Origin of the sequence: Aedoeadaptatus urinae, assembly GCF_900155585.1 — a bacterium.
Classification (GTDB): Bacteria; Bacillota; Clostridia; order Tissierellales; family Peptoniphilaceae; genus Aedoeadaptatus; species Aedoeadaptatus urinae.
In genome coordinates this window covers 580,882-595,648 of record NZ_LT707418.1, presented here as the reverse complement: position 1 = coordinate 595,648, position 14,767 = coordinate 580,882, and the positions used below count along the sequence as shown (strand labels likewise).

General features: G+C 48.0%; 9 protein-coding genes. 8 read left to right on the top strand and 1 reads right to left on the bottom strand.

Going from position 1 to position 14,767, the window contains the following annotated elements; genetic code table 11:
• Positions 1-145 precede the first annotated feature (145 nt).
• From BQ7397_RS08005 to BQ7397_RS07995, 3 genes are read left to right on the top strand one after another with little or no spacing between them, the layout of a single operon-like run.
• Positions 146-1,894 (top strand): ABC transporter ATP-binding protein, encoded by a 1,749-nt coding sequence (locus tag BQ7397_RS08005; RefSeq protein WP_077075561.1) that lies wholly within the window; start codon positions 146-148, stop codon positions 1,892-1,894.
• Positions 1,891-3,612, top strand: coding sequence for an ABC transporter ATP-binding protein (locus tag BQ7397_RS08000; protein ID WP_077075560.1), 1,722 nt, complete (start codon positions 1,891-1,893; stop codon positions 3,610-3,612). The genes BQ7397_RS08005 and BQ7397_RS08000 overlap by 4 nt, the downstream gene beginning before the upstream one ends.
• Before the next feature lie 9 nt (positions 3,613-3,621).
• Positions 3,622-4,584: a helix-turn-helix domain-containing protein gene (locus BQ7397_RS07995; protein ID WP_077075559.1), complete on the top strand. Its 963-nt coding sequence runs from the start codon at positions 3,622-3,624 to the stop codon at positions 4,582-4,584.
• An 18-nt stretch (positions 4,585-4,602) separates the two neighbouring features.
• On the opposite strand, the gene BQ7397_RS07990 is transcribed toward BQ7397_RS07995, so the two are convergent.
• Complete coding sequence (locus BQ7397_RS07990; protein ID WP_077075558.1) at positions 4,603-5,532, bottom strand: DMT family transporter; 930 nt, start codon at positions 5,530-5,532, stop codon at positions 4,603-4,605.
• A 293-nt stretch (positions 5,533-5,825) separates the two neighbouring features.
• Between BQ7397_RS07990 and rpsF the strand changes: the two genes are divergently transcribed.
• The 5 genes from rpsF to BQ7397_RS07965 all read left to right on the top strand — a co-directional run bounded on the left by rpsF (position 5,826) and on the right by BQ7397_RS07965 (position 14,765).
• Entirely contained in the window at positions 5,826-6,110 is a 285-nt protein-coding gene (gene rpsF / locus BQ7397_RS07985; RefSeq protein ID WP_077075557.1) for a 30S ribosomal protein S6, read from the top strand.
• Positions 6,111-6,129: 19 nt separating this feature from the next.
• Positions 6,130-6,630, top strand: coding sequence for a single-stranded DNA-binding protein (locus tag BQ7397_RS07980; RefSeq protein WP_077075556.1), 501 nt, complete (start codon positions 6,130-6,132; stop codon positions 6,628-6,630).
• Between the two features lie 21 nt (positions 6,631-6,651).
• On the top strand, positions 6,652-6,876 hold the full coding sequence (gene rpsR / locus BQ7397_RS07975; RefSeq protein ID WP_068457057.1) for a 30S ribosomal protein S18: 225 nt from the start codon (positions 6,652-6,654) through the stop codon (positions 6,874-6,876).
• Between the two features lie 320 nt (positions 6,877-7,196).
• A complete protein-coding gene (locus BQ7397_RS07970; RefSeq protein ID WP_077075555.1) occupies positions 7,197-13,700 on the top strand; it encodes an S-layer homology domain-containing protein in 6,504 nt (2,167 codons plus the stop codon).
• Positions 13,701-13,844: 144 nt separating this feature from the next.
• A complete protein-coding gene (locus BQ7397_RS07965; protein ID WP_077075554.1) occupies positions 13,845-14,765 on the top strand; it encodes a DUF2232 domain-containing protein in 921 nt (306 codons plus the stop codon).
• Positions 14,766-14,767 lie beyond the last annotated feature (2 nt).

Below are 14,767 nucleotides of genomic sequence, written 5' to 3'. Positions count from 1 at the left end.
CGAAAAACATCGGCACCTGCCGAGGCGGATACCACCAAACAAAATGAATAGTTTCGTCTTTGGGAATAGACAAGGGAAGGAAAAGTCGTTACACTATGCTTAAAAGATAAAAGATAAACACTATCATTAAAGAGAGGAGATCTATTTGAACACCTATCGAAAACTGTTTGCTTACATACCGGAGAAGCGCGGCAACGGCTTTTTGTCGGCGACCTTTTCCGTTCTAGCCGTGTGCTCCCATCTTTTCGGTTACTACTGTCTGTGGCTCGCCCTAAAGGCCATTTTCATTCAACAGGATTTCAGTGCGGGCAGCGCCTATGCCCTTCGCGTGGTGGCGGCATTTATCGCCTACGGAATTCTCTATTTCCTCGGCACATGGATGAGTCACTTGGCTGCCTTTCGTTTGGAGACTCGATTGAGAGAAAAGGGCATCGACCGTTTGCTGGCGGCGTCCAACACCTTTTACGATAAAAACCAATCGGGTCGCGTGCGAAAAATCATCGACGACAATGTGGAGCAGACCCACATGGCCGTGGCCCATTTGATTCCCGATCAGACCGTGGCCATCCTCACGCCGATTTTCATGTTTGTCATCATCGGCCTGGTGGACTTGCGGTTGGCTGGCTTTTTCGGCCTTATCGTCCTCTTGTCAGGCTTCCTCTGCTTCAAAATGATGGGAGAAAAAGAATTTATGAGCGCCTACATGGAGCAGCTGGATCTGTTAAATGCCGAAGCCGTGGAATACGTGCGGGGCATGCAGGTGGTGAAGCTATTTGCCGCGCCTATCGTGAGCTTTAAGCGTCTTTACGGTGCCATCAACGATTACGCCGACATGGTTTACAACTATTCCATGTCCTGCCGCATTCCCTATGTCACCTTTCAGTGGCTGTTGAATTTATTTATCGTGGCGCCTGTTTTCTACGCCGTTTATCGCGTGGGCGCAGGGGATGACGGCGGCATGTGGGCGGCAAAGACCTTGTTCTTCGCCCTGTTTATGGGCATGTTTTTTGCGAACATTATGAAAATTATGTACGTGTCCATGTTTCACGTGCAGGCCAATCGCGCCGTGGATACTTTAGAGGATCTATTCCGCGAGATGGAAGAAAAGAAAATGGTCTTCGGAAAGGAAAGAGACCTCGGCGATAGCTCCATTACCTTTAGCCACGTGGACTTTTCTTACGACGAGGACGAAAAAATTCTTTCCGACTTTTCCCTCCACTTAGATGCGGGAAAAATTTACGCCTTCGTCGGCCCCTCGGGCGGTGGCAAGTCCACCATCGCAAAGCTCGTCTCCGGGCTCTACCCGGTGGATAAGGGCGCAATCATGATCGGCGAGAAGCCCATGACCGCTTACGACAAAGAGGCGGTTATGGAAACGGTGGGCATGGTATTTCAGGAGGCGAAACTTTTTGAAGGTCTGTCTATTTACGACAATGTACAGCTTGCCGCCCCCGAGGCAAACCAAGAGGAAGTGCATCGCGCCCTGGCTTTGGCTCGCTGCGAAGAGTTTAAAGAGAAATTTTCTACGGGCTACGACACCGTCATCGGCGCCGAGGGCGTGAAGCTTTCCGGCGGCGAGTGCCAACGGGTCGCCATCGCCCGCTTGTTTTTAAAAGATCCGAAAATCCTTATTTTGGATGAAGCTTCTGCGGCGGCGGATCCCGAAAACGAATACGAGATTCAAAAGGCCTTTTCGAACCTAATGAAGGGGCGCACCACCATCATGATTGCCCATCGCATGAGCAGCATTCGCGGCGTAGACGAGATTCTCTTTATCGAAGGGGGAAAGGTCGTGGAGAGAGGAAATCACGACGCCCTTATGAACGAGGACGGCCGCTACGCCCGCTTCGTCAACTTGTATCACGAGGCCAATGAATGGAGGATCGACGGATGAAAAAGTATTTGCAAAAAACCTACGCCCTCACGGAACGGGGAGCCGACGGCCTGTGGCGAGCGACGGTTTACGGCTTTTTAAAAAATATCACCTACATGCTCCCCATGTTTCTCTTAATGTATGCCACCAACGGCCTCTTGGGCTTCGGCGGTTTCAACACGGTCTACGGCGCTCTCGGCTTTGCGCTAATCGGCGTGGTCATGTTTCTGGTCATCAATAAGGAGTACCACACCACTTTTAACGAAACCTACAAAGAATCGGCGAACTTGCGCATGGAGATCGCCGAGGGAATCAGGCAATTACCCCTGTCATCCTTTAACAAAAGGGATTTAACCGACGTGTCCCAAACCATGATGAAGGACGTGGAGACCATCGAGCACGCCCTGTCCCATTCGGTGCCCACCTACTACGCTTTTTTGGCTACGGTGGCGGTGATCGGCATCATGCTTCTCATCGGCCAACCCCTTTTGGGGCTCGCCGTATTAGGACCCATTGTGCTTAGCATTTTTCTCTCCCATCTGTCGCAAAAAATACAAAAACGGGCGACGAAAAAGTATTATCTTCGTCAGCGCAAGTCCTCGAAAGCCTTTCAAGAGCTTATCGACCTTCACGAGGAGATTCAGTCCTATCATTTAAGTGAGAAAAAGAAAAAGGAAGTCACGGCCATGGTGCGGCGAAACGAAGCCGTGCACATTCGCTCGGAGCTGGGCCAGGCCCTGCCCGTGATCTTTGCCGGCGCAATCTGCTTTTTGTCCCTGGGCTTTGCCATGGTGGTGGGCACCCGCCTTTTGCAAAGTGGCACCATCAACGTGCTCTACTTTGCAGGCTATGTCTTTGCGGCGGCCCGCCTCATCGACGGCACCTCCGCCTTCATTTTGGCCCATGGGGAAATCGCCTATATTTCAAACAGCGTCGATAAAATTAAAAGCTTAGTGGATGCACCGGCACAGACCGGCGGCCCGGCGGAGCTCGCCCGCTTCGACATTACCGGGGAAGATGTCTGCTTTTCCTATGACAAGAAAAAGAAAGTCATCGACGGCATTTCTTTCGACGCAAAGCAAAACAGGGTCACGGCACTGGTGGGCCCTTCCGGCTGCGGCAAATCCACTTTGCTCCGTTTGGTAAGCCGCCTCTACGATTACGACTCCGGCCACATGGCCATCGACGGCAAAGAGCTTTCATCCATTCAAACGGAGGATCTGTTTAAGCACGTGTCCATGGTCTTTCAGGACGTACTCCTCTTCAACGGCTCTGTCTTCGACAATATTCGCATCGGCAAATACGACGCCACTGAAGAAGAAGTCTACGAAGCGGCGAAGCGGGCGGGCTGCGATGATTTCGTGAAGCAATTGCCCGAGGGCTACGACACAATTATCGGCGAAAACGGCTCCCGCCTTTCCGGGGGCGAGCGGCAGCGAATTTCCATTGCCCGCGCCTTTTTAAAGGATGCGGAGATCATTCTTTTAGATGAAATCGCCGCGTCCTTGGACGTGGAAAACGAAAAGTATATTCAAGAATCCTTAAACCGACTCATAAAAAACAAAACGGTGATGATTATTTCTCACCGCATGAAATCCATCGAGGGCGTAGATCAGATCATCGTGATGAAAGACGGAAAAATCGAAGCCTGCGGTCGTCACGAAGCGCTATTGGACGAAAGTCCCACCTACCGCACCATGATCGAAAGCTTTGAGCGCTCCGACGCTTATGTTTATTAGGAGAGAGCCATGACGAATTTAGAGGATTGGGTGGATGGCATTGAGTCTTGGGGCTTTCGCGTCGTGGATTACGACGAGGACACCATGTATTTTGAAGGCGTTGAAAGGGACGAGGACACCATGGTTACCTATCGCATCGCCCCGGGCGTCTTCGTCGCCTACATTAACATAAAAAGCCGCTACCGAGCGGAAAATGCCGTTCACAGCGGCAGACGGGGCTTCCGCATCGCCTATTGCCTCAGCGGAAACTACTACACCTATATTAACGGAAGCAAGGTGTTAATCACCTCGGCGGAAGTCTTTGTGGGCAAAGCCATTCCCGAAGCCAAGGCCTCCTACGGTACTCAAGAGGGCATCGTCGCCTTTAATATTATGGTGGCGCCCAATGAAATCGAAGGGCGCAGCTTTTTAAAGGACCTGTCTCTAAGCTTCGTGGAAGCAGTGAAAGACGTGAACAATATGGGCTTTACCGTGAAGCGAAAAGACGCCTTGGATACGGCGCGCCGTTTAATCGACGCCTTGAAGGAAGCGGACCGGGGGCGCATCGGGCTGTCGACCTTTCAGCTCATGGAGTTGATCTCCAAGGAGCGGGTCAGCGCCAATCGCATGCGCTATTTCCAAGAGGCCGCCGACGAATCCGTGGAGCCCATGGAGCAGTACTTAAAAGAGAATTTAAGCAGGCCCATCACCTTGGAATCCATTGCGCGGGAGTTTAACTGCTCCAAATCTACGATCATCAATCGCTTCATTCGCCGTTGCCAGTACACCCCCATGAAATATTTGGCCAATTTGCGAATGATGGAGGCGGAGCGGCTTTTAATCGAGAGCGAGGCCACCATGACCCATATTGCCGAATCCGTAGGCTACGACAATCCGTCGAATTTTGCCCGGGCTTTTAAGCAGTTTACGGGCATGTCTCCCAGGGAGTACAGAAAATGCTACGGCCGGCCGGAAAATGACGCAAAAAAATAAGGAAGACCGAGGTCTTCCTTAATCCTCTTCGCGGACGCGCTCCCGAAGAGGCTTTTGTTTTTTCGGTTTCTTTTTTTCCGGCAGGCTCAGAAGAAGGACGGAGCTTAAAATCAAGAGCATGCCCGCGAAGTCCGTCACCTTAAAGTCCAGCTTGTAAAGGACCACGGCGACGATGGTGGAAAACACCGCCTCCGACAGAGAGAAAATGCTGGATTTCGTGGCGCCGGTGTAGCGCGCCCCTTCGAGGAAGGCCCAGAAGGGAATCATGGTGCCGCCGAAAATGCAGAAGAGCACGCAGAGTATGGACACGGTGTCCCAGGTGGGGGCGGTGAAATCCGGCCGCGTCACCAAGGTAAGGAAGAGCCCGCCCAAAAGCATGGACGGCCCCATAATTTCCATGGAGCGATAGGTCTTGGAGAGCCCTGTCGGCGCCAGGTTGAAATTCGTAAAGCCCACGGCGGAAATCAAACCCCATATGATGGCCTTGGAGTTGACGTTTAAGCTGCTCGGGTCGCCGCCGGTGACCATAAGAAAGAGCCCGAAGGTACATAAGAACAGCGTGGGGTAGACGATGGGCTTGGGCCACGTCTTGGTCATGATCGCCACGGTAAAGATGACGAAAAACATCCCCGTGTATTGAAACAGCGTCGCCGTCGGCGCATTGGAATAGGATATGGAAGAGAAGTAGCCGAATTGCATACACAAAATGCCGCCGAGAGAATACAAAAGGAAGTTCGGAATATTTTCCCGCTTCCGTATGACGCGGAAGGCATAGCGCCCGCTGTGGTACAGGTCGTTGATCAAGAGCATCAGTCCCACGGCGGTAAGACGAATAGCGACGAGGACCTCGGGGGTAAAGCCCTTGTATTGAAATATGTAAGCACCGACATTGCCGTTTAAGGCCCATAAAAAAGTGCATAAGAAAATTAAAAGGATACCTTTAATCATGACGACTCCTTTCGAACGTGGTGCTTCAGGCGAATGCGGAAATAATGACTAATTAAAATGAAACACTACGTCTATTATGGGGGCCCGAGGAAAGGAAAGTCAAGGCGAAAGATTGTTAAAATCCTACCTCTTACGGCGGACACCGCGCCCCTGGGAAGAAAGAAAAAGAGGCGATAAAAACCGAAGTCAATCGGATAAAATCCTTGACAGACTCATCCTCCGCGAATATAATGAATCAGATAGTTATCCTTGCTCGAATCGTCGAGCCGTCAGTCCACAAGGAGGTGACAGACATGAACAGTTATGAAGTAATCCTTATGTTCTATCCCGATGCCGAATCTGAAAAGCGTGAAAAGCAATACGAAAGATTAAAGGGTATCATTGCCGGTGCCGGCGTGATTAAATCGGAAGATGAATGGGGCATGCGCAAGCTCGCCTATGAAATCGAAGATTACAAGGAAGCCTACTACGTTCTCGTCGAATTCGACGCAGAACCCGGCATCATTAAGGAATTCAGCCGTATTGCAAGTATTTCCGATACGGTCATGAGAGAAATGGTCGTCCGCGTAGACGAATAAGAAACGGATTGGTGATATCGTGAATTTAGTTGTACTTTACGGGAGACTGACGAGAGATCCGGAACTTCGCTACAGCCAAAACGGCATGGCAAATACCTTTGCCACCGTCGCCGTGGACCGCGGCATGAGTCGCGAAAAACGTCAGGAAGCGGAAGCATCCGGCCAGCCCACCGCCGATTTCATCGGCATTAAAGCCTTTGGAAAGACCGCCGAATTATTAGGCAACTATTTCCATAAGGGCAATCGCATCGCCGTGGAAGGAAGAATTTCCACGGGCAGTTACGAAAAAAACGGCGGACGGGTTTACACCACCGATGTCGTGGTTAACCGCGTTCACTTTATAGAAAGTGCAAAGGAATCGGGAAGTGGAGCCGGTGCCGGCAATATGGCGCCGCCGACGAACATGGCTTATCAATCGAACAGCGGCAATCAGTCGAACAATCCTTCCGCCTCGGGCTTCGGACCGAAATCCGACGACGAAGGCTATTACCCGATCGACAACAATGATATCCCATTTTAACCAAGGTTAAGGGGTGAGAACATGCAAAGAAGATATCGTGCCAGAAAAAAAGTCTGCATTTACTGCGCAGACAAGGAAAAACAAATCGATTATAAAGATACGCAAACCTTAAAGCGTTTTATTTCCGACCGCGGGAAAATCCTTCCCCGTCGCGTGACCGGCGCCTGCGCCAAGCACCAACGGAAGATTACCACGGCTATTAAGCGCGCAAGACAAGTGGCTCTTTTGCCCTACAGCGCCGACTAATTGAAGAAATTAAATACACACGGCTCCCGCTTCGGCGGGAGTTTTTTTATTGAAAAATTGCAGTCGGCAAGGATCTTCATTTGATAAAGAGAAAATATTCTCCAATTGTTAACCGGAGTTATTTCAGGATTAAAAGTTGAAAATCAGCTGTTTTTACGGGAAGCATGGAATTAAAAAGAACCTAGATTACGCAATTTTTTTAAAGAAAAAGCTTGACTGGGGAAAAGCCATCGAATATTCTATAAATGATAAATGATATCATGTAAAAATCTAAGCTTGTTTGATGCCGAACGCATCGTTACAAGCAGTAGGAGGATAAAATGAAAGGAAGACAAAAAATAAGCTTAGCCATGGCTTTGTTAACGGTCATGGGTTCAGCTCAACCGATTTTCGCTTTTACGCCGGCGAAAGAAGAAACAAAGAAGGCGATTGTATCAAAGGCGGATGCCATATTAACGAACCCCGCCATTCAAAAACATTTGTTAGGCACCGATTACTTAGCACCGAAACACAATTCTACTTATACGCCGGGCATCGATCTTGGCGACTACGAAGATGTAGAAGGCAAGGGAAAGCTTTACGGCAAGGATTCCTATATTTTAACGCCGGACCAAATCATCGAAACACCTTGGTACGAAATTTATAATTTAGTGGCGCGGGCCAAAGGAAACATAAATAGTCTAGACGAAGCGAAAGCACAACGTTTACTGGGCGAACTGGATACGATTCTACAAATCTATGCCTTAAATAGCGACACGAAGCTGAAAGAAGACGGCGACTATAAAGGCAAATACAAGCTTGTCGACGTTCAATATGTAGACAGCGACGGGCAAACGAAGATTTACAAAGATTTAGGTACGGAAAAAGCGGATGTAAAGGGCCTCTTCCAGGAAATGGAAGTGACCAAATGGGGCAATGAGTTGGAAGTGCTTTTTGTTGCCAATAAAAACAAAGTATCTAAAATCAACAGTATGGTAATGAAGAGCGTCGCGGGAAAAGAAATTCGCGTTTCCCTCGGCTCCAGCGACCCGCAAGATCCGACGAAGACAAACTTAGTCGCCATTCCCATTCCTGCTGAATTAGACGGCTCGCAACTCGTCGTCGAAAGCATGAGTTATGTAGATAATCAAGGTGCTACAAAGCGGACGGGACCTTTCGGTATTAAAATTGACTACAATACCATGAATAAATCGGCGGATAATTACAGCCGTTACGAGAAAAAGACGAAGGCGAGAATTAAATATTGGATTAAACGGGGCGAAATTTTAATCGGTAAATACTTAGATGCCGATGTACCGAAGGATCAGGCACGAATCAAAACGGTAAAAGAAAGCATTGAAAAACTTAACCAATTGCGCAATTCCAAGACGCCGTCCATGACGGAAGCTTTAAATATTGCTCAGCCGATTTACGAAATCGAAAATACATTTACGTTGCTTGAAATTTTAAATGAGCGTATTCATGAAGCCATGGACGATTTAGATTCGGGCACCATTTACAATGATAAAAAGTATACCAAGGAAAGCTTGGAAGTTTTTAGAAACTATCTTGAACAAACGGAACAAAAAGCAGGCGATATGGATGTGCCGGAACTGGTGTCCAAGATCAGCGAGGTGCAAACTGCAAGCCAAAATAATATCCTAAAATACAATACGGAAGCCTTGCAAAAGCTTTTAAACAAGGCGGACAAGTATGAAGAAAAATACTATGAAGAAGAATCCTTTGCCAAGTTTAACTTAGTAAAGATTCAAGCGAGGAAGTGGGTTGAAGATAATGCAACCTATTCGCCGAGCTTAGATGAAACATCGGATCATATAAGGGCATTGGAGAAGGCAATCAACGCGCTGAAAGCGAAATCCGGCGTGCAACCGCCTGAAATTAAAGAGGATGAGCCGGGCAAACAAGGGAAAGTGATGTACTCCATCCCCGTAGATTGTAAAGATTCTGCGATACAGAAGTGTTTAGCGGGTCCCGTTAAGTATATTCCCTCGGAAAAGAAATATATTTTCTCCTTTAAGAAAGATGGGGATAATTTTGTCAATGAAGCGACTGTAAATACATCAGATTACTCAAACAAGACAGGTCAGGTAATTGAAACTCTCGGAGAAGATAGCGGATACAAAATTGCCAAGACCATTGAGTTTGTAGACCCTGACAAGAGTTTAGGAATGTATGTTACAGTGAAATATTACAATGGTCAACGTATGGGCATCGAGGAAAAGACTGTCAAATTCGACCTAGATATGACCAAGAAACAATTAATCGGTGGCGAGGAGGATAAGCCGTCCACCGAGCCTTATGATGTTACCATCGAGTATCAAAACCAAAATGGCGCCGGAAAGACTCATATGGAAAGCTTAGTATCGGAAAAAGCCAAGTATGATCCGGTGAAAAAGACACTTACCTTCTTCGCGAAGCCTAAAATGGAAGGGAAAAAAGTAAAATCCTATCTTGAAAATATTAATTACGCTCCGAAGGGAACGTATATACCGGCGGATATTACGAAGAAAGTAGAGTATGGTTTAGTATCCGAAAAACCGGATGTGGCAGGAGTAGCTGCAGAAAAAGCGGATGTTCCCATGGCATTTGTCTTAAAATATGACATCGATTCTAAAGAAAAAATTGTCGTCAATACGGATGTGGTCATTGGTCATAGCGACAAGCAAACGCAAAAAACAGGCGACACCATTTACCTTCACGTAAAAGGCGGAAAAGTGAAGACGACGAAAGAAGAATTGAAAGAATGGCAACTGGCGTTGCAGAACCGCATCAGTGATTTAAAAACCAATCACGGCATGGTTTCTAAAATTCTTCCCGAAGAAATCGACGTCTTCGACCACGTAGATCACAGTGGAAGCGAAGAAAAAGTCATTACGAAGAAAGTAAAAATTAACGACGCCATAAAAGAGGCACTCGGCCGCGCCGAAGTAGTGGATACAAAAGATCCCGAAAAGATCAAAGCGTGCATAAAGGAATTAGATGATCTCTCCCTTTCGATTTTACCTTGGGTCAGCTTTATCAATGCAGTGGACGGCGAATCGCAAAACCTTGCGAAGTATAAGGCGGACACCCATTTCATCCCATCGACAGTGACTGAAGCGGAAAGCAAATGGAAAGGGATTAAAGAAAAAACCACGGCGACCATTACCTGCGAGGATATTCGCACGTATTCCCAAACCCTTACTTCTCTCTATGACGGCTTGCGCTTAGATCCGGAACCGTTGGAAAAGCTGGTAAAAGATGGAGAAGAAAAGATTCAATCGGGCAAATATCAGGATGCCGGCGTCAAGGCGCTTAAAGAAACAATCGACGGCTACAAAGAACCGGACATCAGTTATCAACCGTATCCGGGCGGTCCAAAAATTGACTATAAGGGCAGCTCCAACTCCAAAGGAGCGAAAGCGTACCTTGCCGATATTAAGGCACCGAAATCGACCTATAAAAAAGATCCGAGTGACACGACGCAAAACGGCACCAATTTGGATACATCGGTTTACGACAGCTGGGTCTACCGTGTGGACGCCGGAATCAAGGCACTAAAACTGAAAGAAGCCGGCGATGTTACCAAGACCGCCTTGGAAGAAGCCATTCAAAAGGCTGAAAAGGCGCTGAAAAAGAATAAGTCGAATGAGGCGAAGGATAAGCTGCGTGCCGCCATCGCCGTTGCCAAAAAGGCAATGGACTTTACGGAACAAGATAAAATCAATGAAGCGGTTGTAAAATTAAATGCCGCTGTAAAAACTTATGAAGCGTCGAAAGATGTCTTCAAAACCGAAGCCTTACAAGCTGAAATCGACAAGGCGAAAAAGCTTTTAGATGCAACGAAGAAAGAAGAAGAAGTTAATGAAAAGCTTGCCATTGCCATTCAAAAGGCTGAAAAAGGCTTGAAGGCGGACAGTCAAGAAAAAGTCGATGCCGCCTTAAAGGCCTTACAAGCTGCCGTGGGAGAGTTCCAAGCATCCCCCGACAGAGTGGATCCGAATGCGAAGATTGAAGCGACGAAGACGGTCAACATTCAGCTGTATAAAGAGAAGAAAGATGAGCCGTCTATGGCTAACAGTGCCCTTTGGAATCAAGGGAAGCTCACCAAAGAAAATGGCAAGTGGTATTTGGAAATGCAGTGGGTCGACATGACTGTAGGTGAGGACAATAAAGTCACCGGCGCCATTACGGATCTTTCCTATGCTGTAAATGGTGAAATGAAAAAAGCCCAAGTCTTAGCAAAACGTGATGTAACAGTGGGCTCCAACAAGTATGAGTCACCGACTCGTGTCAAAATCGAAGTGACGGAAAATCAACAATTTGTTCCCGTTAAGGTATCTTACAAGACATCCCTCGGACCTCAAGAACACTCTCCGGCAGCGCGCATCGCCATCGACTGGCAATCGGCGACCGACGGCTTTAACGAAAACACGTACAAGGTAGACAAAGGGCAATTAATCGATGCCGTCAAAGTTTATGAGATGCTGGCGAATGCCGCACAAGGCGTCAATCAAGATTTAATTAACGGCCTAAAGACAAACCTCGAAAAGGCAAAGGCGGTCATCAAAAATGGCGACGCGACGATTCAAGAGGTCAAAGCCGTTTACAGCGACTTGGATAAAGCGGGCAGCGCCGTCAAATTTGCCGATGAAATTTACCGCGTGCACTTAACACAATTAAAGGCCAATCTCAACGAATTCAAAGGCGAAACAGGTAAATACACGGCAGAGTCCTTGAAAAAATACGAAAATGTTATTACCCAAGGTGAAAAAGCATTAAAAGGTGCAAAAACCTACGATGAAATTAAAGCGGCTTACGACGCCATTAAATCCATCGACGACAATCTACGTTACGATACGTCGGCGTTAGAGGCAAAAGTCAAACAAGCGTCCGCCATGATGAATGGCAAATTCACTCAAGAGAGCAAAGATAATTTAGACGTCAAAATTAAAGATGCAAACAAGTGGATTAAGGAAGCAAAAGAAAAAGGTATTAAAGCCGGCTATAAGGCGCAGGATCTGACCAAGGCTTTAGATGCCGCCATGAAGGGCATGGTAAAAGAAGGCGAAGCACCGGCAAAAGTGGATAAGACGAAGCTTCTTGCGCTTATTCGCGAATGTGACGCGATGGATCTCAGCAAGTACACCGATGACAGTAAGACGGAATTTGAGAAGAAATTAAACGAAGCGAAAACCGTAGCGAACGACGGTGAGGCAACGAAGGAAAATGTAGATGCCGCCTTCAATGATTTAAAAGCGGCAAAAGAGGGCCTTGTGGTTAAACAAGCACCTAAGGAAAAAGTAACGGTGACCTTTGTGAGCGACAAGGGAACGACGCCAGCTGCCGTTACTGTCGATAAAGGCATGGTGATTTCCGCCCCCGCAGGCTTTGAAGAAAATGCTTCAAAAGTTAAGGTAGACGATGTGACCTATGTTTTCAAGGGCTGGTACGATGGCAATGAAAAATTTGATTTCACAAAACCTGTTAACAGCAACAAAACGTTAACCGCTCGTTGGGAAAAAGTGGAAGTGCCTGCCGATCAAGAGGCCATATACAATGTAGAATTTTCTTGGAAGAAGACGAATAGTGACGCAGACGCCATGATGGGGATAGTCTTTAAACATCCCGCCCGATTGATCGTCAAAGGTAATAAGGCTGTCTTCAGAGTGGAACTGCAAGATGCAGGCGAAGGGATCTACGTTACCGACATGGCCTATAAAGGTGAAACCCTCGTGCCGTCGAAGACGACAGAAGTCACTGTCGGCGGTGTTACCCAAACGAAGCCTGCGGCATTTGATATTCCCGTGGATATGAATGATGTGAATAAGACCTTTAGATTGACAGTGACCGTTGGGGCAAAGGGAATGAAGGACAAGGCATCGGCAGACTTTGTCGTCGATGGCGGCGGAAAAACGCCGGCACAACCTGCGCCTCAAGTGGACAAGAAGGCGCTGAATCAATTAATCGCCGAATGTGATGCTCTGGATCTAAGTCGCTATGAAGAAAAGGGTAAGAGCGAATTTGTAGCGGCACTGAAAGATGCGAAGGCTGTTTCTGAAAAGAGCACCGCAACCAAAGAGGATGTGGAATTGGCCCTCACGAAGTTACAACAGGCAAAAGGGGCTTTGGTACAAAAGAAAACGCCGAAGCCGGAAGAAAAACCGGATACACCAAAACCTGAAGTGAAACCGGGCCATTCCGGAGGCAGTTGGCATTTCTCCCCGGTTCCGTCGAAACCTGAAGGAAAACAAAGGGAACCTGAAAAGAGCCAAAAACATGCGGAATTACCGAAAGCTCCCGAAGCAAACTTTAGCGATACTGCAAACCACTGGGCAAAAGAGTCGATTAACTATGTAGTTAGCAAAGGGTACTTTAAAGGTGTGGGCGGCAATCGCTTTGCACCCGAGCAATCCATTACCCGTGCAGATTTCGTTACCGTCTTAGGACGTATGGCGGGAATCGACCAAAGCAAGTTTACGAACAATGTGTTTAAAGACGTTGACGGGGGCTACTACGCCGCTTACGTCAACTGGGCAAGTAAAAATGGCATTGTTCAAGGAATCGGCAATGGTAAATTTGATCCCAAGCGCCCCATCACCCGTGAGGAAATGGCCGTTGTCATGGACAAGTTCTTACAAGTAACGAATAAAAAGCTTTCCGAAAAAGAAAGCAAGAACTTTACTGATGAAGGAACCATTGCTCCATGGGCAAAAGAGGCAGTGCAACACATGACGAAGCTGGGAATCGTCAAGGGTATGGACGACGGAGCCTTTAGACCGAAATCCGGCTTTACCCGCGCACAAGTAGCGCAAGTTCTCTACAACATGGATCACAATAAATAAATATCATAGACCTCCAATTGTTTAAAATAGGTTTCAAGTGCCGAGGGCCTTGAAGCCTATTTTCTTATACTCGAAAGCGCACGATTTCGGCGAATGGCGTGGTCTGCGGAAATATGGTAAAATGACATGATATGAGGTGATAGATTGTATCGGAAAATTTACGGCTTGCGTGCACTCAAGCTGCTTTTATATTCTGTTTTGCTGGTGATGGGCGGGCTCTTTGTGCCTGTATTATTTGCCTTTATACCGGCTCTGTTTTTGTCGGAAATGCGCATTCAAGGCGTGCTTCCCATTTCCGCCGTCTTTGTCGGCGCCTGTGCCTTAATCGGTTTTCTCACAGACCCTGTCCTGGGCCTGTCTCTGTTAACCGTTATGGGGCCCTTGATTTTAATTTTAGACTACTGCATGCGCACGGATAGGAGCGTAGAGACCACCATGGCGGTGGGGACCGTGCTCTTTCTCGTGAGCCTGGGCTTTATCCTTTACCAAACGGGAACCCTTCAGGCCATCGAATCTGGTGCCTTTATTAAAAGCATCAACGAGGTTCAGGGGGACATCGTTCAAAGGGCTGCAATTACCGATGCGGAAAAATCCCGCATCGCTCTGACACTCAAGACCGCCGTGAGTCGGGGAGTCACTTTGCTGCCCGCCTTCTCTCTGCTTTCCGGCCTGGGCATCGTGTATTTGTCTTACCGCATCAGCGGGCGCAACATGCGCATCAGCGGCGAAAAGGTCATCTGTCCCGAGCCCTTTTTCCTCATGCACTTGCCCCGGTCCTTGGTCTTTGTTACCCTGGGCCTTTTAGGGGCGACGGCGGCGATGAATTACTTTTTCGCCCTGGGCATCGAGCCCTATCTGCTAAACGGGCTGGTGGTCTTCGTCAGCTTGTTGGCGATTCAAGGTATGAGCGTCGTGAACTTCTACCTGCTCCGTTTCGTCGCTTCGCCCTTTTTGCGAGGCGTGCTTATGCTTTTTATCTTAATGGTACCCGTGGGGCAAATGGGCCTGGCGGCGCTGGAGCTTTTGGATCAATTCATCGACGTGCGCAGCATAGGGGGAGTGTAGAT

Coding starts and splice junctions, on each gene's coding strand:
- BQ7397_RS08000 (WP_077075560.1), top strand. CDS start 1,891: ATGAAAAAGTATTTGCAAAAAACCTACGCCCTCACGGAACGGGGAGCC.
- BQ7397_RS07995 (WP_077075559.1), top strand. CDS start 3,622: ATGACGAATTTAGAGGATTGGGTGGATGGCATTGAGTCTTGGGGCTTT.
- BQ7397_RS07990 (WP_077075558.1), bottom strand. CDS start 5,532: ATGATTAAAGGTATCCTTTTAATTTTCTTATGCACTTTTTTATGGGCC.
- rpsF (WP_077075557.1), top strand. CDS start 5,826: ATGAACAGTTATGAAGTAATCCTTATGTTCTATCCCGATGCCGAATCT.
- rpsR (WP_068457057.1), top strand. CDS start 6,652: ATGCAAAGAAGATATCGTGCCAGAAAAAAAGTCTGCATTTACTGCGCA.
- BQ7397_RS07970 (WP_077075555.1), top strand. CDS start 7,197: ATGAAAGGAAGACAAAAAATAAGCTTAGCCATGGCTTTGTTAACGGTC.